Below are 26,412 nucleotides of genomic sequence, written 5' to 3'. Positions count from 1 at the left end.
CGGCGGGCCGGGGGCGGAGTGTTACAGAAGTGGACAGTCGTCGGTGACGCCGAGCGCCTGCATGCGGCGATAGAGCGTCGTGCGGCTGATGCCGAGTTCGCGGGCCGCGCGCAGTTTGTTGCCCTCGCTGGCGCGCAACGCCGTGACGATCGCGTTCCGTTCGGCGAGTTCGCGCCCGCCGAGCTGCCTCGTGCGCGAGCTGCCGCGGTAGGCGGGCGGCAGCTGGGCGAGGTCGATCACCCCCGTGTACGGCAGCCGGGACACCTCGCGCAGCACCGCGCGCAGTTCGTGCAGATTGCCTGGCCACGGATGCGTCCGCAGCGCGGCCAGCGCGGTACCGGTGAAATGGGGTTTCCGGTCCGGATATTCGTCGCGGAGCATCGCCGCGGCGAGCGCGGGCAGCTCGTCGAGGCGTTCGCGCAACGGGGCGAGGGCGACGGTTTCCGCGCACCTGGCCGCTATCGCCGCGACCGCTGGGGACATCGCGTCCGAGGGAACGGAGGTGAGCAGCAGCCGGGCCGGGCCGGGGTTGTCGAGCGCTTCGCCGACCAGCGGGAGCAAGCTCTCCGGGAGCAGATGCACGTCGTCCAGGACCACGACGGTGCGCGATTGTGCGGTGAGCTCAGTGAATCTTGTTGCCCACGCTCGCGGTTCCTCGCGCAGCGCGGCGGCCGCGTGCAGGACGACCGGATCGCCGACCCCGGCTCGCACGCGGGCTTCGGTGGTCCGGCCGGTGCCCGGTTCGCCCGTGACGAGGACCGAGCGCGCGGGTTCTACCGCGGCAGGGGCCGGTTTCCGGCTGTGGCCCGGGTTCCTCGCGATGCGGAAGACGGCACCGTCCGTCGAACCCTCGACGCGTTCGGCTACGACCGAAAGGCTGATTCCGTCACCCACCTCCAGGCGAGTGTCGAATACTCCGCGTTCCGGCACCTGCGGCAGCAAGGTGCGCAGCAGGGTCGGATCGGCCGGGCGAAGGTGTTCGATGCAGGTTTCGTTGGCGAACACCAGGTCGCCGCCGAGCACCGCGACCGGCACGCTGCGGTGGTGCGTGGCCTGCTGGAACGCCAGGAACAGCCGCCGTTCGCAGGCGCGGGCGCTCTCCAGCACAAGCTGTTCGATGTCGCCGACCACGCGTTTCACCAGCGGCCCGAACAGCGGGTTGCCGCTGTCGCTTTCGCCGGTGATGTCGAGGACGCCTTCGATCCGCCCGGTGAGCGGATGCCGGATCGGATGGCCGTAACAGCTGAACCGCTTCAACGCCTCGGCGTAATGCTCCTGGCCGTGGATCTCCACCGCCTGGCGCGATTCGTGCGGCGTGCCGAGCGCGTTCGTGCCGACGCGGCCCTCGCTGAGCTGCGAACCGTGCAGCACGCCGACCTCCTCCAGCTGGCGCCGCAGGCCGCGGTCGCCGAACCAGCGGAAGACGAGGCGGCAGTCGCGGTCGGCGAGCAGAACGGAGAACCGGGTGCCGGTCAGCTGCTCGACGAGCTGCTCCAGCACCGGGCGGGCGGCGGTCATCAGCCTGCTGCGCGGATCGACCTCGCCGATCGAAATCGCGGCCCGGTCCAGGTCCGGCTCCACGCCGAACAGCCGCGACCGGCGCCACGAATCGGCGATCGGCGGCCGCAGGACCGCGGAGCCCTGAGACGGTATCCCTCCGAGCGACACTGCTCCTCCCGACTACCGGACGGCGACGTAGCGGTTCGTGTGACAGTACCTTTGCGGGTCGACAAGTTCCAGACGTGCGTCTTTGCGGCCTTCGGGCGTCCTTTGTGGACATTGGTAGGATCGGGTGAGTGCTGCGCCGTTTACTGATGCTCTCCGTCGTGGTGTTCGGCTGGGCGGAATGGGAACACTGGCGATCCTCGCGCCGCGGAATGGGCCGCCGTCCGGGTTCAGCGAGCACCGGCGAGGCGGTCGTCGTGCTCGGCTACCGCAACAGCGGGTCACGGGCCAATTTCGTGAACCGCTGGCGAGTGCGAGCGGCAGTACGTTCCCAGGCGCCCGGCCCGTCGCGGCTGGTGCTGTGCGGCGGCGCGGTCGGCGGTGTGGAGCCGGAGGCCGTGCTGATGGCACGGTACGCGCGGTCGCGTGGTTACCGGGGTTCGCTCGTGCTCGAGACGGAAAGCCGGTCGACGTGGGAGAACGTGCTCGGCGCGGTGCCGCTGATCGAGGACGCGGACCGGATCAAGATCGTCTCGAATTCCTTGCACGCGGAGAAAGCCCGCCACTACCTGCGACGGCACCGGCCCGACCTGGCGGAGCGGCTGGTGCCCGCGGAGGATTACCGGTTCGGGGAGTTGCTGGCGGTGAAGCCGGTACTGGCGGTGATGGGGAAACAGAGGTTGCGACGGCTGCGGCGATGAGCGGGGGCGGGCTGGGCGGAGTCGTCGCTCACAAACCGGTGCCCGCGATCTCCGGAAACGGAAGCCGTGACGGCCACGCGCAGGACCCGCCCGACCAGAGCCGACACCCGCACCCAACCAGCACCCGCGATCCCCGGAAACGGAAGCCGCGACGGCCGAGACAGCGAGCAGGCACCACCCGACCAGAGCCGTCACCCCGCACCCAACCAGCACCCCGCAACGCCCGGGCACGGAAAGCTGCGACTGCCGCGACAGCGAGTAGGCACCGCCCGACCAGAGCCGCCACCCGGCACCCAAACCATCACCCGCGACGCCCGGAAACGGAAGCCGCGACGGCCTGACCTGAGCCCCACCGCTCCGGAGGGCTGGCGCTTTGCCTCGAATCGGGGCCTGGCGGGTTCTCCGGGAAAGAACCCGCGGCCAGCTGCCGCACTCCCGCCCAACGCGCCGGGGCGTCCTGTCCGTGCTCGAGCAAAGCCACCCCGGTCTCGCGAGCGGCAATCTCAGCCCCCACCGGCACCGCCGCTCACGAGGCCCCGGGCAGATGCGCGTTGATCTTGGCCACCAACGCTTCCAGCCCCGCCCGCTCCTCCCGGTCGAGCGGGGCGAGGACCAGTTCGTCAGCCTCCGCCAGCACCGCGTCAAGCCCCCGGATCAGGTCGGTCCCGGCGTCGGTGGCGTAGACCCGCTTGCGCCCGCCGTCGGTCCGGCGCTCGACCAGACCCCGGCGCTCCAAGCCTTTGAGCAGCAGGGAGACGTTCGCCGGGGTCGTGTGGCTCATCTCCGCGAGGTCCCGCTGGATCATGCCGGGCCGCCGCACCAGATACCCGAGCACCATGGCCTGCTCGAAGGTCAGCTCACGCGTGCGGCTCCATTCCTCGATCCGTTTGCGCTGCGCCCAGCGAATGGACCGGAAAAGGTCGGCAGGCACCGGTTCGGGCCGCGTCGGACGAGCAGTTAAGTCCTTAACTTGTGCGGAGACCAGCGGCAGGAAAAGCTCGTCGACGATCGACCGGATTCGTGCGGGACGGAGCGGAGCGAGGTCCATCAGCAGGTCGTGCCGCACCAGCTGCAACGGCAGGTCGAGCACCGCGCCGGGAAGGTTCGCCAGGTCGATCTCGCCCCGGTCGTGCGCGCGCTGGTAGATCATCCCTTGCGGGAGAGGCCGTTCGCCGATGATCTGGTCGCGAACCTGGCCAGGCGTGGCGGCGGCGCCCATCGACAGCCCGGAGGCCGCGGCGGCGGCCGCGATGGCGAAGAACCCGGCCAGCGCTTCGCTCACCGAAGTCAGGTATGCGAGGAGGTCGCCGCGCAGGCTCCCGGTGTCGGGAACGGCGATCGGGTGAACGTCCCGGTGCCACCGCATCGAGGCCATGACCAGCTCGTCTTTGTTGGCCCACCGCCGATAGAGCACGGCCTCGCTCGTGCGGGCGCGCACCGCGACCGATTCCATGGTCAGCCGCGCGTAGCCGGCCTCGACCAGTTCGTCCCACGCCGCGGCCAGCAACGCGGACTCCAGCTGCTCGCCGCGGCGACGGCGGACGGTTCCCGAAGACACCACCTCACTCTAGAAAGGTTTGTCTTTCTTAGCAAATTTCCCTACGCTGACAGTCAGCAGTTCTTCGGAGCCAGGGGGAGACAAAAATGCCGCACACCTCCGCATTGCCGGTCCTGATCGCCGGAGCGGGTCCGACCGGGCTCACGCTGGCCTGCGAACTCGCGCGCCGCGGGGTCGCGTTCCGGCTGGTCGAAGCGTCTCCCGGCCCGCGCCCGGGCTCACGCGGCAAGGGTTTGCAGCCGCGCAGTCTCGAAGTGTTCGACGACCTCGGCGTCATCGACCGCATCCTCGCCAACGGCCGGCCCGCGATGCCGATCCGGCTGATCGATCCCGACGGCCGGACGAGCGGCGGCCCGACCTACGAGGAACGTCCCGACGTTCCTTACCCCGCAACGGTCATCACCCCGCAATGGCGCGTCGAAGAAGCACTCGGCCTGCGGCTGGCCGAACTCGGCGGCACGGTCGAATTCGGCACCGCGCTGGAGAGTTTCGACCAATCCGCCGACGCCGTGACGACAGTGCTGCGCACCGGCGACCAGACCGAAACCGTCCGCGCGCGATGGCTGGTCGGCTGCGACGGCGGCCGCGGCGTCGTGCGCAAACAGGCCGGAATCGCCTTCGAAGGCGAAACGGACGAGCGGGTGCGGATGATCGTCGCCGACCTCGCCGTCGACGGCATCGACCGCGACGCCTGGCACATGTGGCGGTGCGACGAGGGTTTCGTCAGCCTCTGCCCGCTGCCGTCCACCGACCTGTTCCAGTACCAAGCGCCTATCGGCAGCGACACCGGCCTCGACCTCGCCACCCTGCAAACGATCTTCGACCGGCGAAGCGGCCGCACCGACGTCCGGCTGCACAGCCCGGAATGGACGTCCGTCTGGCGCTCCAACACCCGCCTGGCCGAGCGCTACCGCAACGGCCGCGTCTTCCTCGCGGGCGACGCCGCGCACGTGCACTCCCCCGCAGGCGGCCAGGGCATGAACACCGGCATCCAGGACGCACACAACCTCGGCTGGAAACTCGCCGCCGAAACCCCGGAACTGCTGGACACCTACGAAGCGGAACGCCGCCCGGTCGCCGCAGGCGTCCTGCGGTTGTCGACCGCCCGGCTGGCCGAAGCCGCCAAGCAGAAAAGCATCCCGATCCGCAGCGACCGAGACACGACCCAGCTCAACGTCAACTACCGCGGCTCCGTCCTGGCCCGCGACGACCGTGCCGAGTCCGCCCAGCTCCGCGCAGGCGACCGCGCCCCCGACGCCCCCGGCCTCGCCACGGCGAACGGCGAATGCCGCCTGTTCGATCTCACCCGCGGCGGCCAGTTCACCCTGCTGAACTTCGGCCCGCGATTCGATTCCGACGTCCGCACCCTCCACGTCGTCGCCGAGCCTGCCGCCGACGACGAGATCGCCGACTCATCCGGCCACCTCGCCCGCGCGTACTCGCCGACCGACCGCACCCTGGTCCTGCTCCGCCCCGACGGCTACGTCGGCCTGATCTCCGACGCTGGCGACTTTTCCGCGGTCAAGGAGTACCTGCTCTAGCCTCGTCCCATGTCCGCCCCCGACGACCTGGCCGCGACGCTGTACGGCGCGGTCAGCCTGATCGCCCGCAGGCTCCGCCAAAGCCAAGTCACGGCCGAACTGTCCCTGCCGGAACGCTCCGCGCTGTCCCGCCTGGACCGCGACGGCCCGGCCACCACCGCCGCGCTGGCCCGCGCCGAGCACATCACCCCGCAGGCCATGAGCTCGACGATCAGCGGCCTGTCCGCGCGCGGCTTCGTCACCCGCGACGCCGATCCCGCCGACGGACGGCAGATGATCGTCTCGCTGACCGCCGAGGGCAGCGAGGTACTGCGCGCCCGCCGCGACGCGCGAATGCGGCAGTTCGCGGCTTCGCTCAGCTCGGGGTTTTCGCCGGAGGAACTGGCGGTGTTGCGGGAGGCGGCACCGTTGCTGGAGCGGCTCGGGCAGACGTTCTGAACCGTTCCACTGTGCTCCCCTGACTCGCTACGGTGGTGGGTCATGAGCGGGCTTGAGGCCGGTGCGGTCAAGATCGGCGGGAAAATCGCGACACACGCGGCTAAGTCGTGGCTGCAGCGGTGGAAGGATCGGAAGACTCGCGGGCTGAGCTTGGTGGAGCTGGCCGCTGGTGCCGGGCCGCTCGGGCAGGCGAACTTGGACCGATTGCTGCAGACCATCGGGACGCAGGTGGCGACTGAGCTGGAACCGGTCCTGCGGAATGAATATGCCGCTTTGCCGGAGGCTGAAGCTGCCGCGGTGTTCGCGGCAGTCGAGGATGCGTTAGGTCAGGTCGATCTTTCCGACGACGCTCTTCTGGCCGCTGATGCCGACGAGGAGCAGTTGGCTCGACGAGTGCGGGCCCGATGCCCGGTGAACGAGTTCTTCTCGACTGCCGAGTCGGGCTTGTACGACGTGGCCTTAGACCAGGCTTGCCGTCACTTGGTGCTGATCGTGCGGCAACTCCCACCCTTCCAGCCGACTGCGCTGGTCGAGGTATTGAAGCGGCTGAATCAGCAGTCCTACCAGCTCGAGGAGTTGCTAGCTCGGCTCCCGAAGACGAGCTTGACCGAGGCGGAAACGGACCATGCCCAGTTCCGGAACGAGTACCTGCGAGTGCTGGCGGACAAGCTCGATCACTTGGAGTTGCTCGGGCTGACGATGGAAGATCAGCCGACGTTGCCGTTGACAGTCGCGTACCTGAGTTTGAGCGTGTCCGGCGAAACCCAGCATCGGCGACAAGCCCGAAAACCAAACTGGTTCGACCAACAACCCGGTGGTGCCGTCCGTGCGGAAAGCGCGATCCACCGCTCAGGCCGCACCTTGGTACGAGGCGAGGCTGGTTCAGGAAAAACGACCTTGCTGGAGTGGCTGGCAGTCACAGCCGCGCGCGGCGCGTTCGCCGGACCTCTGGCCGAGTGGAACGGTTTCGTCCCGTTCCCGATCCGTCTGCGCAGCCTTCCCGACGGCCCGCTGCCGACTTCGGATTCCTTCGTCGCGCTTGCTGTGCCGACGCTACGTGACCGGGTCCCACCAGGCTGGGCCGACGAGGTGCTGCGCACTGGCAAGGCAATCGTCCTCGTCGACGGCGTGGACGAGGTGGAGCCCGCCCAGCGTCGGAAGGTCAAGGCATGGCTGCGCGAACTCGGAGCGAGCTACCCCAACGCTCGATTCGTAGTTACTTCCCGTACCGCAGCTGCCGACCAGCACTGGCTGACATCGGAGCACTTCGACTCGGTCGTCCTGGAGCCCATGACCGCTACTGACATCCATGCGCTGGTGGAACGCTGGCACCAAGCCGCTGCACACGCTCGCCCGAATGAGGATCTGTCCGGTGCCCAGCGGAGGTTGCTCAACCAGCTCGACAGCCGCCCGCATCTGCGCGCACTCGCGGCGAATCCATTGTTGTGCGCGATGTTGTGCGCGTTGAACCTCGCGCATCGGTCAGAGTTGCCCCGCGACCGGATGACCTTGTACCGCAATGCTTTGTCCATGCTCGTGCACATGCGCGACGACGAGCGTGATATCCCTGTGCTGCTCACCGAGCAGCAGAAACACGTCCTGCTGGGACACTTGGCCTGGAGACTGACATCGGGAAACAAAGTCGAGCTTCCAACCGCCGAGGTCCGGGAGCACCTGGAATACCGGTTGAGATCGCTGCCGCACGTCGACCGCAACGCGGACGAAATGCTGAAACATCTGGTGGAACGCAGCGGCGTGCTAAGGGCCCCGGCGGTCGACCGGATCGACTTCGTACACCGGACTTTCCAGGAGTACCTTGCCGCCAGCGAGGCGACCGAAGCCGGGTATATCGATACGCTGATCGCCAACGCCCACCGAGACACCTGGCGCGAGACGGTTGTGATGGCCTGCGGGCACGCGAAGCATCACCAGGCGACAAAGCTGCTAAAAGAGATCCTGGACCGAGCGGACAGCGAGCCCAGGCACGCCCGCCGGCTGCGGATTCTGGCTGCGGCTTGCCTGGAGACAGTCGGGGACGTGGCCCCGGACGTGATCGAGCGGGTTCGGCAGGCCATCCGGGATCATTTGGTTCCTCCGCGTAGCATCCGGGAAGCTGAATCGCTAGCGTCGGTCGGGAACCAGCTGCGGTACTACCTGCCGGAGACACTGGACGGGCTGAGCGACGCTGTCGCCCATGCGACGACTGCCTCGGCAACGATGTGCACCGGGGACGACGTGTTGCCGCTCCTGCGAAATTATGCGCAGGACGCGAGACTGATTGTGCAGCGAGCGATCGCGAGTGCATGGAAGTACTTCGATCCGGCTCGCTACGCCGAAGAAGTGCTCGCAGATTCGCCACTCCTCCACGGCTCCATCCAAGTGACAAACCGCCGGCTAATTCCCCACACGCGGCGATTGAAGAATTTGGAAGCACTGTCAATCAGCTTATACGCAGCAGATCTGACTATCGTCTCGGAAGTACCGGCTCTGCGCAGGCTGGCAATATCCTTCTCCCATCGGCGGACAGTCGACCTGAGACCACTTGCCGAACACCACGGGTTAGAAGAAGTGCGATTGCACCGCGCTCACAGTTACACCAACCTGCAGATCCTTGCACGGCTTCCAAAGCTGCGGTCTCTCACGCTCTCCCGCACTACCGGGTGGCGGAGCATCCGAATGCTCGAAAACCTTCCTTTCCTCACAAGACTGGCACTGGACCAACTATACGCTGTCGAAACCTTTGACGTCTTGGCAAGCATGGAAACCCTCGGTGAGCTATCGCTCAGTGATTGCCAGTGGCGTACCATCGCAGCCATGCCGCCGATCATTTCGCTGCGGGCACTGGAGTACCGAGGGGAATCAGTTCCCGACCTCGCCATATTCGCCGACAAGTTTCCCGGCCTCACCGATCTGAGCGTGTCCTGCGCTCGCGTGGGCGATCTTGAGCCACTGCTCGCGTTGCCACTGCGAGAACTGGCCTTGTACACCCACTGCGACCTCCAGGCGCTGGCTACACACCCCACCCTGACCGAACTAACGGTCTACGCGGGCGAAGAACCGATCGACCTGACTCCCCTGAAAGACTGCAAACTGCAACTCTGGATCGACGAAACCGACAACCTGATCGGCCTCGACCAACTCGGCCCCGGAGTGAAGCTTGAGTGCTTCTAACCGCCACCCGTCCACAGTGGAACTCGGATGCGCTTCCTCCGCTTCCTGGTATCCTGATCACCGGACAGCACCCTTGAACAAGAGGATTTCGATCGTGGCAGGTGAAGACGACATCTCCGGGTGAGCCCGGGGCGCGGGCCGTCACGGCACCGGCCCCTCGCTGATCCCTGCGCGGCACCACGGCCGCGCGCGGAGGTTCCCGTGCAGGTCAGGCGGTATATCCGCCAAGAGACCCACGGGCTGCGAGGCATACCGACCCCAGGCAGGCGCGAGCGCGTCGCCGGACCAGGTCGAGTCGTTCCCGGAAACACCGGGAGCGAAGGTCGCGGACGGCCCCACCCACCAGTCGTCCACATCACCTCAGCAGGGACACCCCTGCCGATTCACCGCGAGGCCGCACCATGTCCGATCTTCGTATCGTCCTGTCCGGGATCTCCTTCTCCTGGCCCGACGACACCCTCGTCTTCGATCAGCTCTCCGCCACCTTCCCGGCAGGCCGCACCGGGCTCGTCGCGCCCAACGGGGCCGGGAAGTCCACCCTGCTCAAGCTCATCGCCGGGCAGCTCAAACCCGCTGCCGGCAGCGTCACCGTCGACGGGGTCCTCGGGTATCTCCCGCAGGACCTGCCGCTCACCGCCGAGCTCACGGTCGCCGAGGTGCTCGGCATCGACGCGATCCTCAAGGCCATCACGGCCGTCGAGGGAGGCGACGCGGCCGAGGAGCACTTCACCACCATCGGCGCGGACTGGGACATCGAGGACCGCACCCGGGCGCAGCTGGACCGGCTCGGGCTCGGCGAGCTCGCGCTCGACCGGCTGCTCGGCACGCTCAGCGGCGGCCAGGTCGTCTCCCTCGGCCTCGCCGCGCAACTGCTGCGCGCCCCGGACGTCCTGCTGCTCGACGAGCCCACCAACAACCTCGACCACACCGCCCGCCAGCAGCTCTACTCGGTGCTTTCCGAGTGGTCCGGCTGCCTGCTGGTGGTCAGCCACGACCGCGCGCTGCTCGACCGGATGGACCGCATCGCCGAGCTCGGCGCGGACGAAATCCGGTTCTACGGCGGCAATTTCACCGAGTACGAACAAGCGGTGCGGGCCGAACGGGAGGTCGCGGAGAAGAACATCCGCAATGCCGAACAAGAGGTCAAACGCGAGAAACGCGAAATGCAGCAAGCCAGGGAACGCGCGGACAAGCGGGCGAGCAACGCGAAGCGCAACCTGTCCAACGCCGGGCTGCCGAAGATTTTCGCGGGCACGATGAAGCGCAACGCGCAGGAATCCGCGGCGAAGGCGGACGGCACGCACGCGGCGCGGGTCAGTGCGGCGAAAGCCAAGCTGGACCAGGCGGAACGGTCGTTGCGCGAGGACCAGAAGATCAGTCTGGAACTGCCGAAAACGGCAGTACCGGCCGGGCGGACCTTGTTTGCCGGCAAGCAGCTTCGGGTGCGCGAGCTGTTCTCGGGCGAAGGGGCGGATCTGTCGATCCGGGGTCCGGAAAGGATCGCGCTCACCGGGCCGAACGGCGCGGGCAAATCGACATTGCTGCGGCTGATGCAAGGGGACCTCACGCCGGACGCGGGCGAAATCAGCCGGGCGGACGGGCGGATCGCGTATCTGTCGCAGCGGCTCGATCTGCTAGATTCCGAGCGCACGGTCGCGGAGAATCTCGCCGACGCGGCACCGGAAATGCTGCCTGCGGACCGGATGAATCTGCTGGCGCGCTTCCTGTTCCGCGGCGCGAGGGCGCATCTGCCGGTCGGCGTGCTGTCCGGCGGGGAACGGCTGCGCGCGACGCTCGCGTGCGTCCTGTTCGCCGAGCCCGCCCCGCAACTGCTGCTGCTCGACGAGCCGACGAACAACCTCGACCTGGTCAGCGCCGGCCAGCTGGAAAGCGCGCTGAACGCCTACCAGGGCGCGTTCGTGGTGGTCAGCCACGACGAGCGGTTCCTGGCAGAGATCGGCGTCAACCGCTGGCTGCGGCTGGAAAACGGGCAGCTGCGGGAAACGGCCGGGATCACGGAATGACCGCCCTGCGCGCGCACGAGATCGTGCGGGTGCTCGGGGGACGGCGCGTGCTCGACGGAGTGTCGGTCACCGCCGCCCCCGGCCGCCGGATCGGGGTGATCGGCGAGAACGGCACCGGGAAATCCACGCTGCTGCGAGTGCTCGCGGGCGTGGACGTGCCGGACCGCGGCGAGGTCGAACGGCCGCCGGACCTGGGTTTCCTGCACCAGGAGATGCCGTTCGATCCCGCCTGGACGATCGCTGGCGTCCTCGATCGGGCACTCGCCGCCGCCCGGGAAGTGCTGACCGAACTCGACCGGGTCGCCACGCTGCTCGCCGAAGCGCCCGAAGATGCCGCGCTGCTGGCCGAGTACGCCGAATTGCTCGACCGGGCGCAGCGGCACGAGGCGTGGGACGCGGACCGGCGAGCGGAGATGATGCTCGCCGGGCTCGGGCTCGAAGGGATCGATCACGGACGCACGCTCGGCTCGCTTTCCGGCGGCCAGCGCGGACGGCTCGCGCTGGCCGGGCTGCTGGTCCGCCGTCCGTCGGCGGTGCTGCTCGACGAACCCACCAACCACCTCGACGCCGAAGCCGCCGAGTTCCTCGAAGCCCAGCTGCGCGAACTGCCCGGCACCGTGGTGTTCGCCAGCCACGACCGGGCGTTCCTCGACGCGGTGTGCACCGACATCCTCGACCTCGACCCGTCGCCGGACGGTCCGGTGCGCTTCGGCGGCACCTATACCGAATACCTCGGCTGGAAACGCGCCGAACGCGAGCGCTGGGAACGGCAATACCTGGAGGAACAGGAAGAACTGGAGGAACTGCGCGACGCGCTCGGCGTCACCACGCATCGCGTCGCGCCGGGCCGCCTCGCGCCGGACAACGAGAAAATGGGCCTCGGCCGCAGGTCCGGCCGGGTGCAGAACCAGATCTCGCGCCGGGTCCGGGCCACCACGCGGCGGCTGGACGAGCGTGAACGCGCCCAGCTTCCCGCCCCACCGCCGCCGCTCCGGTTCCGCCCGAAAGCGCTGGCCGTGGAGAACCCGCGGGAAACCCTTGTCACGCTGGACAATGTGCACCTGCCGGACCGGCTTTCCGTGCCCCGCCTCGAAATCCAGCGCGACACCCGGCTTCTGGTCACCGGCCCGAACGGGGCGGGAAAGTCGACGCTGCTTCTTGTCCTCGCCGGAGAACTCGCCGCGGAAGGCGTAACCCGGCAACCTGGAATCACCACCGGAATCCTCAGCCAGGACACCGCCTTCGCGCGTCCGCAACGCACCGCCCGGGCCACCTATCTCGCCGCGCTGGGTCCCGAACGCGTCGAGGCCGTCCCGCTGAACTCGCTCGGGCTGCTGAGCCATCGCGAAGCTTCCCGGCCGGTCGGCGAACTGTCCGTCGGGCAACGCCGCCGCCTCGCGCTCGCGCTGCTCATCGCCGACCCGCCGCATCTGCTGCTGCTCGACGAACCGGCCAACCACCTCTCCCCCACGCTGTGCGACGAACTGGAGGACGCCCTCGGCGCCAGCCCGGGCGCGATCGCCGCCGCCACGCACGACCGGCGGCTGCGCGAAAACTGGACCGGGCGAGTCCTCCGGATCGGCCCCGACCATCGCGTTACGCCGTTAGAGTGAACCGCGCTGGGCGGATGTCCAGCGGACGGCCCCGGCGCCGACCACCCCGCAGAACATCCGCCCCGAAGGGAACGACCGATGATGCACGAAGTCCTGAACCGCCACGTCGATTCCGGGTTCATCCCCGGTGCGGTAGCGCTCGTCGCCCGCGGCGACGACGTCCAGGTGACCGCGGTGGGCCATCTCGACGTCGAAGGCACCGCGCCGATGGCCCGCGACACCATTTTCCGGCTCGCCTCCATCACCAAGCCGATCATCGCGGCGGCCGTGCTGCTGCTGGTCGAGGAGGGCCGGTTCGGCCTGGACACCCCCATCGCCGAATGGCTGCCCGAACTGGCCAGTCCGGTGGTCGTGCGCACGCCGCACAGCCCGGTCGACGACGTCGTGCCCGCCGAACGGCCGATCACCGTCCGCGACCTGCTGACCTCCCGCGCCGGTTACGGCTTCCCATCGGACTTCACCCTCCCGCAGGTCCAGGAACTGTTCACGGTGCAGACCGACGGCCGCGAGGTCCGGCTGCGCCCGGAACCCGGCGAGTGGCTCGCCCGGCTGGCGCGCATCCCGCTGCTGCACCAGCCCGGCGAGGCCTGGCTGTACGACACCTGCTCCGACCTGCAGGGCATCCTGATCGCCCGCGCGTCCGGCCAGTCGCTGCCGGACTTCCTCGCCGAGCGGGTGTTCGAGCCGCTCGGCATGGCCGACACCGCGTTCGAGGTCCCGGCCGCCAAACGGCACCGGTTCGCCAGCTACTACCGCGGCGGCGAGAACGGCCTGGAGCTGGCCGACGCGCCGGACGGACAGTGGCGCGAGGTGCCGCCGTTCCCCGCCGGATCCGGCGGGCTGGCCGGGACCGCCGACGATTGGTTCCGTTTCGCCCGGATGCTCCTGTCCGACGGGAAAGGACTGCTGGCGAAGGAATCGGTCCGGCAGATGACGGCCAACCACCTGACCGCGGAACAGATCGCGGCCAACCCGGTCTTCCTCGAAGGACAGGGCTGGGGCTTCGGCGGCGCGGTAGACGTCGACCCGAGGCAGCCGTGGCAGGTCCCGGGACGCTACGGCTGGGTCGGCGGCACCGGAACCAGCGCCTACTTGACGCCTTCGACCGATTCGGTGGCGATTCTTCTCACTCAGCGCGGGGTGGACGGCCCCGGCGGCATCCCGTCCATGCAGGACTTTTGGCGCGCGGCGGCCGCGGCGGAGTGATCCGGAGGGGGCCGCGGCCTGTACTGTGGCCCGCGGGCACGAGGCAACGACGAGGGGTCAGACGTGGGCATCTTCGACAAGATCCGCGGCGAGTTCATCGACATCATCGAGTGGACCGACGACAGCCGGGACACCATCGTGTGGCGCTTCCCGCGCTACGACAACGAGATCAAGATGGGCGCGAAGCTCACCGTCCGCGAATCGCAGGCCGCGGTGTTCGTCAACGAGGGCCAGGTCGCCGACGCCTACCCGCCGGGCATGTACACGCTGCAGACGCAGAACATGCCGATCATGTCCACCCTCAAGGGCTGGAAGTACGGCTTCAACTCGCCGTTCAAGGCCGAGGTGTACTTCGTCAACACCCGGCAGTTCACCGACCTCAAATGGGGCACGCAGAACCCGGTCATCCTGCGCGACGCCGAATTCGGCATGGTCCGGCTGCGCGCGTTCGGCGGCTACGCGGTCCGCGTGGTCGAGCCGGTGGCGCTGCTGAAGGAACTGGCCGGCACCGACCCGCAGTTCCGCACCGAAGAGGTGTCGGACTACCTGCGCAGCATGGTGATCAGCAAGCTCGGGCCCGCGATCGCGGCCGCCCAGGTGCCGATGCTCGACCTGGTCACCCAGCAGGAGCAGATCTCCGGCAAGATCGCGAACGCGCTGAACCTCGAACTGCGCGAGGTCGGCATCGAGATCTCGAAGTTCATGATCGAGAACATCTCGGTGCCGCCCGAGGTCGAGGCCGCGATGGACAAGCGGACCCAGATGGGCGTGGTCGGCGACCTCGACCAGTACACGAAGTTCCAGTCCGCGAACGCGATCGAGGCGGCGGCGAACAACCAGGGCGGCGCGGGCGAGGGGCTGGGCATCGGCCTCGGCATGGCGCTCGGCCAGCGCGCGGCCGGACCGCAGCAGCAATACCAGCAGGCCCCGCAGCAATACCAGCAGCCGCAATCACAGCAGCAGTACCAGCAGCAGGCTCCGCCGCAGATGCCGCCGCCGCTGCCGCAGGGCGAGCAGTGGTTCATCGGCGCGAACGGCCAGCAGCTCGGCCCGTTCGACCGGGCGGGCCTCGGCCAGCAGATCTCGTCGGGCACGCTCGGCCAGGACACCCTGGTGTGGAAGGCGGGCATGGCGCAGTGGACCCCGGCCGCGCAGGTGCCGGAGGTGTCGGCGCTGTTCGGCTCGACCCCGCCGCCGCTGCCGCCGTCCTGAGCCGCGCCGACCTTCTGGGGGACCCATGACCGACCCACGTTCCCAGCAGAGCGGCGTGGCCAATACGACCTATCCGTGCGGCGGCTGCGGCGCGCGGCTCGAGTTCGCGCCGGGCACGACGGCCATGCAGTGCCCGTACTGCGGGTTCCGGCAGGAAATCGCCGCGGGCGACCGGCAGATCCGCGAGATCCCGTTCGCCGAGCTGGCGAACCTCGCGCGCAAGCCGGTGGGCTCGATCGGCAAGTACGTCTTCGTGTGCCAGCGCTGCGCGGCGAGGACGGAAACCAACGAGACCGCCAGCATGTGCCAGTTCTGCGGCGCGCCGCTGGTGATCGACCCGGCCGCGTCGGGGCAGCTGGTGCCAGAAGGCGTGCTGCCGTTCGCGTTCGACCGCCCCGCGGTGAGCACGCATCTGAAAAAGTGGACGTCTTCGCGCTGGTTCGCGCCGACCGCGTTGAAGAAGGTCACCACGGCGGAGTCCACGAAGAGCACGTACATCCCGCACTGGACGTACGACTCGCAGACCGTGTCGGTGTACACCGGCGCGCGCGGCGAGTACTACTACGTCACCGAAAGCTATTACGAGAACGGCGAACGCAAGACGCGCGAAGTGCGCCACACGCGCTGGTACCCGGCGCGCGGGCAGGTCGCGCGGAACTTCGACGACGTCCTCGTGCCGGCGAGCACCCAGCTGCCGTTGCCGGAGCTGGACAAACTCGCGCCGTGGCCGCTGCTCGATTCCCAGCCGTACCAGCCGCAGTTCCTCTCCGGGCATTTCGCGCTGCGGTACGACATCGAACCGGAGAACGGCTTCGAAGAGGCGAAAAACCGGATGGCCCCGATCATCGCCGGCGACTGCAAGGACGACATCGGCGGCGACACCCAGCAGCTGAATTCGGTCGACACCCAGCACAACAACGTGACCTTCAAGCTGATGCTGCTGCCGGTGTGGGTCGCGACCTACGTCTACGCCGGGAAGAACTGGCAGATCCTCGTCAACGGCCGCACCGGCGAGATCCACGGGCAGCGTCCGTGGAGCAAGGTCAAGATCGCCGTCGCGGTGGTGCTCGCGCTGATCGTGCTCGCGGCGATCGTCTACTTCGTCGCGATGAAGGGCCACAGCACCGGAACGACGCACCATTCCGTTACCCACCACTGAGTTTCCTCAAAGGATGTGAAGTGCCGTGCTGATGGGCATGGTTCTCGGCGACCGCCGCTCCCGCGTTTCGCGGGAGCACGCGGATTCGCCGCTGTCTTGACCGGCGGGAATTCTCGCCTGCTCCCTGCGAAGCGTCGACGGCTGACTGGCCCTTCGACCCTTCCCGGGAGCTTTTATGTCCACCGTCCAGTGGACCGAAAACGGAATCACGCACACCGCCCGCTGGCATTCCGGCAACGGAACCCCGCCGCCGGGCCGCATCGCCGTCGTCGATGACCGGCTGACCGCTGCCGCCGCGTTGCGTTTCGCCCGCGCCGGCACCGGAATGCTGTGGCGCGGCGATTTTCCCAACGCACGACAGCTCGTGCGTGCCATGGACCGCCGGCTTCCGAAGCCGTCGGGATCTTTCGCCGCGGTACGTGCGGCGCGTTCGGAACGCGCGGCATTGCTGGGAAAAGTCCTGGTCTCCGTGGAAGCCGACCATTCGCTTCGACTCCGCCGAGCCCCTGATATCCAAGCCGCCTGCGAGCACGCGTTCGGCGGTTTGCCTGGCACGCTGATCTCGTTGCGTGAGCTGCTCGGCGCCCTGAGCGCTTATCAATGGCATCAGAAAGGCGTCCATATCAACGCTTTGGGCGCGCGGGTGTATCCGGCGTACAGCGTGTTCGCGCCGACACGGAGCGAATACGTCGATCTCGTCGCGCAGGAACCATTGCCGGGCAAGAGGTCTCCGGTCGTCTTCGATCTCGGAACCGGCACCGGCTTGCTCGCCGCCATCCTCGCCCGGCGCGGCGCCGCCGAAGTAGTGGCGACCGACCTGAATCCGCGTGCCGTGCGCTGTGCCCGGGACAACCTGTGGCGACTCGGCCTTTCCGATCGGGTCCAGGTCCTCGAAACCGATCTCTGGCCCTCCTCTCGGCGTGCTGACCTGGTCGTCTGCAATCCGCCCTGGCTGCCCGGAAAACCGGCTTCGGCACTGGAACTCGGGATCTACGACGCCTCGTCCGGCATGCTGAACCGGTTTCTCGACGGCCTGCCCAGCCATCTGACACCGGACGGCGAAGGCTGGCTCATCCTGTCGGACCTGGCCGAACACCTCGGCCTGCGCAGCCGTGAGGACCTGCTCGCACGGATTTCCGCCGCTGGGCTCAAGGTCGCGGGACGGCGCGAAACCACGCCACGGCACCGACGCGCCACGGACAGTGCCGATCCCTTGCACGCAGCCCGTTCCCGCGAGCGGACGACCCTGTGGCGGCTGACCATGTCCAGAGCGTGACCCGGCGTTTCCACACTGGACTACACCAATCGAATATCCTCGCCGAAGACACGGGGAGGGACGATGCCCGGACCGGGTTTTGCCGTACCACGCGGGGAATTCGTGCGGACGCTGCTGCACCGCGGCAGCCCGCCGGAGCGGCCGGACTCCGAGGGCGACCTCGCCGCGGTCGGCGACGCGACGCTGGCGCGCGCCGCGCGGTACTGGGTCGTCGTGCCGGTCGCCTACCGGATCGCCGCGTTCGTGAAGGTGTTCATCGGGTTCGCCGCGGCCAACGGCGGGACCGGGCTGTTCCCGGTGCTGCCCGCGGCCGCGGTGGGCGTCGCGGCGAACGCCGGGTTCCTGTGGTGGCTGCTGCGCTCGGGCGGCCTGCCCGCGCGGCGCACGCGGCGGGTGCTCACCGCGGATCTCGGCGCGGGGCTCGTGCTGAACCTGCTGACCGCGATGCTCGCGCCGGACGCCGTGCAGCCGTTCGCGGTCGACGTCACCTGGACGTGGCTCGTCGGCTCGGTCGCGATGTGGGCCGGGACGTCCGGGCTGCCCGCGGCGCTGCTGCTGCTCGCCGCGGCCGTCCCGGTGCGCGTCCTGCTGACCGTCGCCGGCGGCCTGCGGCTGGACAATCCGCTCGCGATCAACCGGTCGATCGGCTGCCTGGTCGCGCTGGCCGTCTCGATCGTGGTGGCGTGCGGAATACTGGTGCTGCTGGGCGTCGGCACGCGGTTCGCCCTCGACATCGGCCTGCGGCGCGGTCAGGAGGCGGAACGCAGGCGTACCCAGCGGCTGTTGCACGACAGCGTGCTGCAGACGCTGGAAGCGCTCGCGATCGCTCCGTCCGACGACGCCGACCACGCCGCCGAACGACTCGCCCAGCTGCGCTCGGTCGCGCATGCCGAGGCCGCCGAACTCCGCCGGAGCATCACCGAGCCGATCGAACCGCGCCAAGGACGCAGCTTCGTGGTCGAACTGGCCGATGTCGCCGCCGAGATGGCCCGCGAAGGCCTGCGCACCCAGCTCGTGGCCGCCGACTTCGCCGACGACGACCGCCTTTCCGCTGACCGGCGCACGGCGATGTGCGAAGCGGTGCGGGAAGCACTGCGCAACACGGTGAAACACGCCGGGACGAGCCGCGTCGTACTCCGGGTGGAGGAACGCGACGGCGGGACGGCGGTAGTCGCGCGAGACCAGGGCCGGGGTTTCGACCTGCGCGAACGGGGGCCGGGGTTCGGCATCCAGCAGTCCATCGAAGCCCGGCTGGCGGAGGTCGGGGGCACCGGAACGGTGGAATCGACGCCGGGGCACGGGACCCGGGTGACACTGTGGGTGCCGCACTGACCGTCAGGCACCGAATTCTTCCCCCGGTTGGCTTAACCGGCACGTTTTTCGGAACAATCCCCTGAATATTGTGAATATTCACTTCACAGCGCCTCCTTGTGTCGGCATTTGCGGACAAACAATCTCCGCGCATGCACCACGTTCGTCGGTTCACAGTCCCCCTCCCCGAGGCCAATAATGAAAGGTCAAGCTCCTTAAGTCCGAGCAGCGGGGGCGCTTGCATGGACACGCCGGACGAGGCGCGCACGAATCGGGCCGAGCGAAATCGCCGCATGCTCGAATCCTGGCGGGCCGGTGCGTCGATCACCGAGATCGCCCGCGAACACGGCCTGTCGCTGAGCTGGACCGGACGGCTGCTGCGGCAGGAAGGCGCGGTGCTGCCGGAAATCCGGCAAGGCGTACGGCGGGAACTCGACGTGCCGCGAATAGTGCGGGAGTACGAATCCGGTTCGACTATCCAGAGCATCGCGGACGCGCATCAGGCGTCCTACGGAACCATCCGCCGTTTGCTGCTGCGGGAAAAAGTGCGGATCCGCCCGCATGGCGGCCAGAACGCGCTCGATCGGCGCAAGCCCGGCGACGCCCCGCGGCACTGACCCCCATATGGGGTGGTGATTCACGACTCGATCCGGTTTCTTTTACCGCCCGAAGAAGGTAAGGAGGAATAATCGGGGGTGTGGAATGAGTGAAGCGCGGCCAGGATCGGTGACGTCCGGCAGACCAGTGCGCGCACCGGTCCAGCTTCCGCCCGCCCCGTCCGTGCTGCTGGGCCGCGCCGGGGAACTGGCCCGGCTGGACGAAATCCGGGTCCGCCCCGACCCCGCCCCGTCCGTCGTGGTGCTCACCGGCGTCGGCGGGATCGGCAAAACGGCACTCGCCCTGCACTGGCTGCACACCCACCGCGCCGAGTTCCCGGACGGCGTCCTCTGCGCGAGGTTTTCCGCCGAGGGCACCGAAACCGCGGAATCCGCGAGCGGCGTCCTGCACGGTTTCCTTGCCGCATTGGGAATCCCGGCCGACGAGATCCCCGCTTCCTTCGCCCAGCGGGCGGCCGAATTCCGCGCGGTGACGGCGGATCGCCGGTTCGCCGTGCTGCTCGACGACGTCGTGCACAGCGCCGACGCCCGCGCCGTGCTGCCGTCCAGCGCGAACGCGTTCGTGCTCATCACCAGCCGGTCCCAGCTGACCAGCCTCGCACTGGACGGCGCGGAAATCCTTCCGCTGGAACCGCTTCCGGACCAACCGGCCCGCGAAGTGCTCGCCCTCCGCTCCGGGCAGCGGCGGATCAGCCAAGAGGACGCGGAAAACCTGCTGACCGCGTGCGCCGGTCTCCCGCTGGCACTCACCATCACCGGCGCGAGACTGCGCGTCCGGCCAAGACGCGACCCGCACCGCGAAGCCCGCCGCGGCCGCACCCGGCGCTTCGGCGATTTCACCGATCTCGCAACAGTTTTCGACGCCTCCTACGCCACCCTCGACGACGCCGCGGCCCGGCTCTACCGAACCTGCGGCATCCTGCCCGGCCCGCATCACGCCGTCGACGCGCTCGCGGACACCCTGCAGAGCTCGCCCGCTCATCTCGACGACGCCGTGGACGAACTGATCGAAGCCAACCTCCTGCACGAACTGGAGGACGAAACCGTGGCACAGCACGATGTCGTCCGCCACGACGCCCGGGTGCGCGCGGAACGCCAGGACGCCGAAGCCGACCGGCACTATCTCGTTCACCGGTACACCCGCTGGTATCGCGACCAGACCGTCACCGCGAGCGCGCTCATCCACCCCTTCCGCCCGACCTTCGCGTCGGAAACCGTCGCGGCGACAGGATCTTTCGCCGACCGCGACCACGCGGTGACCTGGTGGCGCCGGGACCGCCCAGTCATCAACGCCGTCGCGAAAGCCGCCTCGGCGCACGGCTGGGACGAGGAACTGTGGCAACTGGCCGAAGCGTCGTGGGGATTTTTCCTGCACCATCGGGATTACGAACCGTTCCTGGAGCTCTGCACGGCGGGAATCGAGGCGGCCCGGCGGTGCGGGCAGCCGTTGGTCGAAGCGCGGTTGCACAGTCAGGCTGGCTTTGTCTGGGACCGGCTGCGGCAGTTCGAGAAAGCGGCCGCCCACCACGCCGCGGCACTGGAGATCGGCGACCGGGAGCACCATGGTCCGACGCAGGCCACCGCACTGTCTCGGATGGCGAGAGACGCCCGAGGCCGCGGCGACCTCGAAGGCGCACTGGCACTGTATGAGCGCAGCGCGGAGAAACACGCCGAAATCGGGCTTCCGCGCGGGGTCGGCATGGCTCGGCGCCGTCGCGGCGAACTGCTGATCACACTGGGCCGGGAGGACGAAGCGATACGGGAGCTCACCGAAGCCGCCGCCATCATGGCTGAGGCGGGCGACGCCGGCCAGCACGCGCGGGCGGTCGTCCCGCTCGCCGCGATCCATGCCCGGCGGGGCGATTACGACCGGGCGCGCACCGAACTCCTGGGGGCGCTCGAAGGCGTCGAACGCCTCCAGTCACCGCATCTCCAGGCCGAGGTTCTCACCGCGCTCGCCGACCTCGAACGCGGCCACGGCGATGAGGCAAGCGCCCAGCGCCATCTCGACGCGGCTCGCCGCCTCAGCGGGGATTCCGGCGAGCCGCCGCACTGACCACACAGCCCCGCCCGGCCAGCACACCGCCGCGGCGACCGCCCCGGGCCACTCCGCTCTCAGCTCGTCGGCCTCGCATCTCGCCACGGCCCGCGCGCTGCGCCGGACCACGACGTCCGCGCTGGCCGAGCATCTCGATCCGGCCCGGTCCACGTCGGCGACCAGCACTTGCACCGCACGACCTCCGGGCAGCGCGAGCCCGACCCGGGCGGTTCCGGCGCTCACGCGTCCCACCCCGGCAGCGGCCGGGGCACGGCCGGCGACGGCGGATACGCCGGGGCAGCCGGCTCGGACAACTCCAGCAGCTGGTACATCGACGACCGCAAGATCCCCGCCGAGCAGTCGATCCTGGAGCTGACGACCGGCAGCACCTCCGCGGCGAGCCGGGGAGCCGCAACGATCGCGGCTTCCTCCTGCTCCTCGAACGGCCGGTCCGCGTCCAACGGCTCCGTACGCGCCCGCACGATGTCCGCGACGCTTCCGGTTCGCGCTTGTCCGTCCGGCAGCGAGGCGAGCGTCACCGGCTTTCCCATCGCCGCCGCGTAGCCCGTGGTCGAGCCGTGGTCGCCGATCACCCAATCAGCCGCAATCATGGTCGCCTGCCATCCCTGTTCGGGCGGGATCACGCGCAGCCCCCGGCACCCGCCTAGCCAGGCGGTGACCTGACGCCGTCCGTGCACCGCCCAGATGTTCGGATGCAGCACGGCCGCCACCGCGTAACAGTCTTTCGGCAGCGCGTTCACGAGCACTTCGTACATCTTCGGGACACGGCCGAACGCCGAGTCAGTGAACCAGGTCGAGCTGAGCACCACCAGCCGCCGCGAGCCGACGCCCAGCGCCCTCCGGTATCGCTCCCGCCTGCCGTTCGCCGCCCGCAGCACGTCGAGGCACAGGTCACCGGCCACGACCGCCGCGGGCAGCGCCTCCGGGCACCGCTGCCGCAACTCGTCGACCTCCGGTTCGGTGGCGAGGCCCAGCACCGCCGGAAGCACCCGGCCCCGGAAAGTGATGAGTTCCCGGTCCAGTCCGGTCGTCTCGGCCGTCGCCCCGCCCGCCTTGCGGCTGAACCGGCGCGGCCGGGCGCCCCCGATGCCGTGGCCGATCAGCAGAAGCGGTCCGTGCACCTGCTCGATATACCGGTGACTGGCCGCCAAGACCAGATCGAACCGGTGCGCCACCGCCTGTTCCCAAGGCAGCAACAGCCCGTGCTGCGCCCGCACGTACTCCTCGACCCCGGCCCACCGGTCGGTGCTGTGCGGCACGGTGAACATCACCTGCACCCGCAAATCCCGCTCCAGCAGCGAGATCAGCTCGATCAGCCGCGTCCCCGCCGTCACGGTCGGCACGACCGCCAGCACGGTGCGGCAGCCCGGCCGCGTCACCCGCGACGCGGCGTCGAGACCGATCGGACCGCGTACCCACACGTCGTGCGCCATCTTCATCCCCTCCGCTTCGAAACCGACAAGCCGAGGCTGCGGCGCGGTTCTGACCGGGGACTTCCCGCCGCTGGACACAAAGCGGACCGAAACCGGACAAGACAATTCTTTCCGATGATCGTTATCCCGAAGCGGTCGCCGATTCGCCGGATCGATGCGAAACTGGGCACTCGACGAGGGAGGGAACGTCGAATGGACTTCGCCTACGGAATTCTCGGGCAGACTGCGGTGCGGATGCACGGGAAGATGAACGAGCAGTGGGGTCAGCGGCAAACCCGGAATATTCTCGGAATACTGCTCACCCGTCCGGGACAGCGGTTTTCCCAGGACGCCCTCATCTCCTGGCTCTGGGACGACGACCTGCCAGGAAACCCGCAAGAAGCCCTGTACAAGGCGGTCCACCGGCTGCGCGACGCCCTCTCCGCAGCGGACGTACCCGTCTCAGTCCCCCGGTCCGGCGACGGATATCTGGCCGATCTCGACGAGAGCCTCGTGGATTTCTCCGCATTTCGCAAAACAATGCGTAAAGCACACGACGCGGCCCGGGACCGCGATCCTCTCACGGCGTATGAATCAGCCGCGTCCGCGCTTTCCTTATGGCGCGATGAGCCGCTGGCGGAACTCCGCTCCGAACGCGCGGAGAATTGGCGCGAGGACAAAGTCAAATCCATGTTGCTTCCCGCGCGAGAATTCCTGACGAGCCAGCTGCTGGCGCTCGGCCGTCCCGACGAGGCCGCGGGATGGATGCAGGACCTGGCCCCCGAGCACGCCTGCCGGCTGGCCTTCGTCAAGCTCCAGATCCAGATCGACTACGCGCTCGGGCAGTCCGAACAGGCCCAGACCCACTACCTCGACGCGCACCGGCGATTCCACGAAGCCGCCGACGACACCGCCGCGGCCGTCCTGCGCGCCTTCCACGACGAGATCCGGGACCGCTACGAAAACCCGCCCGCCCCGGCCGCCGTCGCCCCGGCGCGCCGGGCCGCGCCGCCGACCCACCCGCTTCCCCAGGACCTCCGCGGGTTCATCAGCCGCACCGGCGCTCTGGAAACACTGGACCAGTGGCTCCGGCCCGGCTCGCCGACCCGCTCGCCCGCCGTCGTGCTCAGCGGCCCGCCCGGGATCGGCAAGACGAGCCTCGCGGTCCACTGGGCACACCGGGCGGCGGACTGGTTCCCCGGCGGAATGATCTACCTCGACCTGCACGGCTTCGGCCCGGCACCGCGGCTCGAACCGTCCGACGTCGTGGACCGTTTGCTCCAGGACCTCAGCTACCCGGTGGACCACGTGGTGGACACCGCGGCCCGAGCCGCGGTACTGCGCCAGCAGTTGACCGACCGCTCGGTGCTGGTGATCCTCGACGACGCCGAGAACTCCAGCCACGTGGACCAGTTGCTCAACGTGCTGTCCGAATGCTCGGTGATCGTCACCTCGCGCCGCCGCCTCAGCGCGCTGGTACGAAGGCACGAACTCGCCGAACTCAGCCTCGACCGCCTCGACGACCGCGACTCGCTGGAACTGTTCGTCCGCCGCTTGCGCGGCCGCGGAGACCGGGAACCCGACGCGGCCCGCCGGATCGCCCACCTCTGCGACGGCTTGCCACTCGCCCTCACCCTCATCGCCGAGAACGCCGCCCGCCGGCCCGGGCTGAGCCTCGGCACCATGCTCGACCAGCTGCGAGACCCGGAAATGCTCCTGAGCATCGGCGACGACGGAGACGACCAAAGCCTGCGCGCCGCGTTCTCCTCGTCCTACCACATGCTCGAACCGCCCAGCCAGGCCGTTTTCCGCCTCTTCGGCCACCACCCCGGCGCGGAAATCCACGTCGACACCCTGCTGTCCGCGGCCGCACGCCCCGCCGCGGAAACCCGGCGGGCGCTGGAAACCCTGGTCGCCCTGCACTTGATCGACCAGCCCGGCGACACGGACCGCTACCGGATCGTCTCGATCTTTCATCGGTACGCCCAGACGCTCAGCGACCAAGACCACGACGCACAGCCGTTGCGCCGCTTGCTGTCGCACTACTACAGCACGGCGTACTACGCGCATCGGATGGCGCACCCGCACCGCGACCGCCCGCCGCACCTCGACCCGGAACCCGGCATCCGTCCGACTCGATTCGAGTCGCCGACCGCGGCCCACCGCTGGTTCCTCCGCGAACGCACCAATCTCACCGCGCTTTCCGCGGCCGCCGAGAAACACCGCCTCTTTGACTACGCCTGCACGCTTCCGCACCTCATGCACGACACCTTCGTCGTCTACGGCTTCTACGACGAGATGACCACCGGGCTGGCCATCGCGGCCCGCGCCGCGCGAGCGAACAAGGACTCTCATGCGGAAGGGTCGACCCTCAACGATTTGGGGGAGCTGCACCTCACGCTCAGCAACCATAAAGCCGCTGAGGACGCGCTCGCCCGGGCACTGGAACTGGCCATCGACGACGAATCGCCTATCGCGAAGCTGACCATCAGCATCAACCTCGCCCGCCTCCACCGGCAAACCGGCCAGCACGCGGAAGCGATCGCGCTCTTCCGCCGCTGCATCACACACGCGCAGCGCAACGGTGACCCGGTCCGCGAGGCCAAAGCGGAGCAGTATCTCGGCGAAACGCTCGCCGACCTCGACCAGTACGAGCAAGCGCTGCCGCACTATCACCGCGCGCTGCATCTGCGAACGCTCACCGGCGACGTGTCCGGCCAGGCAGCCACCTACATCACGCTGGCCGAACTGCACCTCGGCCAGGAGGAGTTCGCGGTCGCCCACCGGCATTGCCGGCTGGCGCAAGCCCAGATCTCCGGCGACCTCACCGCCGGGATGCGGCTGCGCACCGTGCAGGCCCGGCTCGCCGCGGCCGAACGGGACGACCGGGCCGCACTGCGCCTGTCACAGGAAGCAGTCGAACTGGCCGAGCGGGCGCACAACGCCACGGGTCAGGCGCGGGCGCTGGAGGCGTTCGCCGAGATTCTCTACGCGCGCGGGAATCGCGGGGACGCGGTCGACGCCTGGACTCGCGCCGCAGCCTTCTACCGAGGCCGGGGCAGGGACGCCAAGGCCGACCGCGTGGAGGAGCGGCTGGCGGCGGCCCGGGAGGTGCACCCGATTCCGCTGGCCAGAGACGGCGAGCGCGACGAGGAAAGCACCGTGGCCATGCCTGCGCCGCGCCGATCCGTAATCCACCCTCGCCGATAAAGCGGGGGCGCCGAAAGGGTTCACTCCTCGGTACGGCAGGATCATCCTTCCGAGGTCGTTATCAATTGCAGACAACTGTGGGTACCCCCTGAGGTTTATTCGCAGAGCAACCACGGCGGCCTGGGAGAAACAACATCCATCTTGCGTGAAATAATTTCATGTACGACCGAGGAGCACGACTTGATCGACCTAGCGGCAGTGCTTATTAGCGTATCGCCAGCCGCGATTGCGGCACTGCA

Annotated in this window: 17 protein-coding genes; 14 read left to right on the top strand and 3 right to left on the bottom strand. The window is 68.8% G+C overall.

The genetic code is table 11. The features are described from left to right. Positions 1-21 precede the first annotated feature (21 nt). The gene (locus tag ACZ63D_RS12990; protein WP_465354474.1) at positions 22-1,668 is read right to left on the bottom strand and encodes a sigma-54-dependent Fis family transcriptional regulator; all 1,647 of its coding nucleotides are present in this window, start codon (positions 1,666-1,668) and stop codon (positions 22-24) included. 128 nt (positions 1,669-1,796) lie between these two features. On the opposite strand from ACZ63D_RS12990, the gene ACZ63D_RS12985 reads away from it, so the two are divergent. Further along, positions 1,797-2,366: a YdcF family protein gene (locus ACZ63D_RS12985; RefSeq protein ID WP_465354473.1), complete on the top strand. Its 570-nt coding sequence runs from the start codon at positions 1,797-1,799 to the stop codon at positions 2,364-2,366. Positions 2,367-2,892: 526 nt separating this feature from the next. Here ACZ63D_RS12985 and ACZ63D_RS12980 read toward each other — a convergent pair. After that, a complete protein-coding gene (locus ACZ63D_RS12980; RefSeq protein ID WP_465354472.1) occupies positions 2,893-3,924 on the bottom strand; it encodes a TetR/AcrR family transcriptional regulator C-terminal ligand-binding domain-containing protein in 1,032 nt (343 codons plus the stop codon). Between the two features lie 86 nt (positions 3,925-4,010). Here ACZ63D_RS12980 and ACZ63D_RS12975 point away from each other — a divergent pair, with 86 nt between their 5' ends. The 12 genes from ACZ63D_RS12975 to ACZ63D_RS12920 all read left to right on the top strand — a co-directional run bounded on the left by ACZ63D_RS12975 (position 4,011) and on the right by ACZ63D_RS12920 (position 21,548). Continuing rightward, the gene (locus ACZ63D_RS12975; protein WP_465354471.1) at positions 4,011-5,465 is read left to right on the top strand and encodes an FAD-dependent oxidoreductase; all 1,455 of its coding nucleotides are present in this window, start codon (positions 4,011-4,013) and stop codon (positions 5,463-5,465) included. A gap of 9 nt (positions 5,466-5,474) precedes the next feature. Beyond that, positions 5,475-5,903 carry a MarR family winged helix-turn-helix transcriptional regulator gene (locus tag ACZ63D_RS12970; RefSeq protein ID WP_465354470.1) on the top strand — a complete coding sequence of 143 codons (429 nt, stop codon included), beginning with the start codon at positions 5,475-5,477 and terminating at the stop codon, positions 5,901-5,903. 42 nt (positions 5,904-5,945) lie between these two features. Continuing rightward, positions 5,946-9,074, top strand: coding sequence for an NACHT domain-containing protein (locus ACZ63D_RS12965; protein WP_465354469.1), 3,129 nt, complete (start codon positions 5,946-5,948; stop codon positions 9,072-9,074). Between the two features lie 401 nt (positions 9,075-9,475). Continuing rightward, on the top strand, positions 9,476-11,098 hold the full coding sequence (abc-f, locus tag ACZ63D_RS12960; protein WP_465354468.1) for a ribosomal protection-like ABC-F family protein: 1,623 nt from the start codon (positions 9,476-9,478) through the stop codon (positions 11,096-11,098). Beyond that, the gene (locus ACZ63D_RS12955; protein ID WP_465354467.1) at positions 11,095-12,711 is read left to right on the top strand and encodes an ABC-F family ATP-binding cassette domain-containing protein; all 1,617 of its coding nucleotides are present in this window, start codon (positions 11,095-11,097) and stop codon (positions 12,709-12,711) included. Before abc-f ends, ACZ63D_RS12955 begins: the two co-directional genes overlap by 4 nt. Positions 12,712-12,789: 78 nt before the next feature. After that, entirely contained in the window at positions 12,790-13,917 is a 1,128-nt protein-coding gene (locus tag ACZ63D_RS12950) for a serine hydrolase domain-containing protein (protein WP_465354466.1), read from the top strand. Positions 13,918-13,980: 63 nt separating this feature from the next. Beyond that, on the top strand, positions 13,981-15,129 hold the full coding sequence (locus ACZ63D_RS12945) for an SPFH domain-containing protein (protein ID WP_465354465.1): 1,149 nt from the start codon (positions 13,981-13,983) through the stop codon (positions 15,127-15,129). Positions 15,130-15,154: 25 nt separating this feature from the next. Then, entirely contained in the window at positions 15,155-16,288 is a 1,134-nt protein-coding gene (locus tag ACZ63D_RS12940; protein WP_465354464.1) for a TFIIB-type zinc ribbon-containing protein, read from the top strand. Between the two features lie 175 nt (positions 16,289-16,463). Beyond that, the gene (locus ACZ63D_RS12935) at positions 16,464-17,564 is read left to right on the top strand and encodes a methyltransferase (RefSeq protein WP_465354463.1); all 1,101 of its coding nucleotides are present in this window, start codon (positions 16,464-16,466) and stop codon (positions 17,562-17,564) included. A 63-nt stretch (positions 17,565-17,627) separates the two neighbouring features. Then, positions 17,628-18,896 (top strand): sensor histidine kinase, encoded by a 1,269-nt coding sequence (locus ACZ63D_RS12930; protein ID WP_465354462.1) that lies wholly within the window; start codon positions 17,628-17,630, stop codon positions 18,894-18,896. Positions 18,897-19,117: 221 nt separating this feature from the next. Further along, entirely contained in the window at positions 19,118-19,492 is a 375-nt protein-coding gene (locus ACZ63D_RS12925; RefSeq protein WP_465354461.1) for a helix-turn-helix domain-containing protein, read from the top strand. Positions 19,493-19,577: 85 nt separating this feature from the next. Beyond that, on the top strand, positions 19,578-21,548 hold the full coding sequence (locus tag ACZ63D_RS12920; RefSeq protein ID WP_465354460.1) for an NB-ARC domain-containing protein: 1,971 nt from the start codon (positions 19,578-19,580) through the stop codon (positions 21,546-21,548). 221 nt (positions 21,549-21,769) lie between these two features. On the opposite strand, the gene ACZ63D_RS12915 is transcribed toward ACZ63D_RS12920, so the two are convergent. Then, positions 21,770-22,984 carry a hypothetical protein gene (locus tag ACZ63D_RS12915; protein WP_465354459.1) on the bottom strand — a complete coding sequence of 405 codons (1,215 nt, stop codon included), beginning with the start codon at positions 22,982-22,984 and terminating at the stop codon, positions 21,770-21,772. Positions 22,985-23,176: 192 nt separating this feature from the next. On the opposite strand from ACZ63D_RS12915, the gene ACZ63D_RS12910 reads away from it, so the two are divergent. Further along, positions 23,177-26,173 carry an AfsR/SARP family transcriptional regulator gene (locus ACZ63D_RS12910; protein WP_465354458.1) on the top strand — a complete coding sequence of 999 codons (2,997 nt, stop codon included), beginning with the start codon at positions 23,177-23,179 and terminating at the stop codon, positions 26,171-26,173. Positions 26,174-26,412 lie beyond the last annotated feature (239 nt).

The organism is Amycolatopsis sp. NPDC104775 (assembly GCF_055583325.1).
Note: the sequence above shows the minus strand (reverse complement) of the source record. Positions and strands in the feature narration are given on the sequence as shown.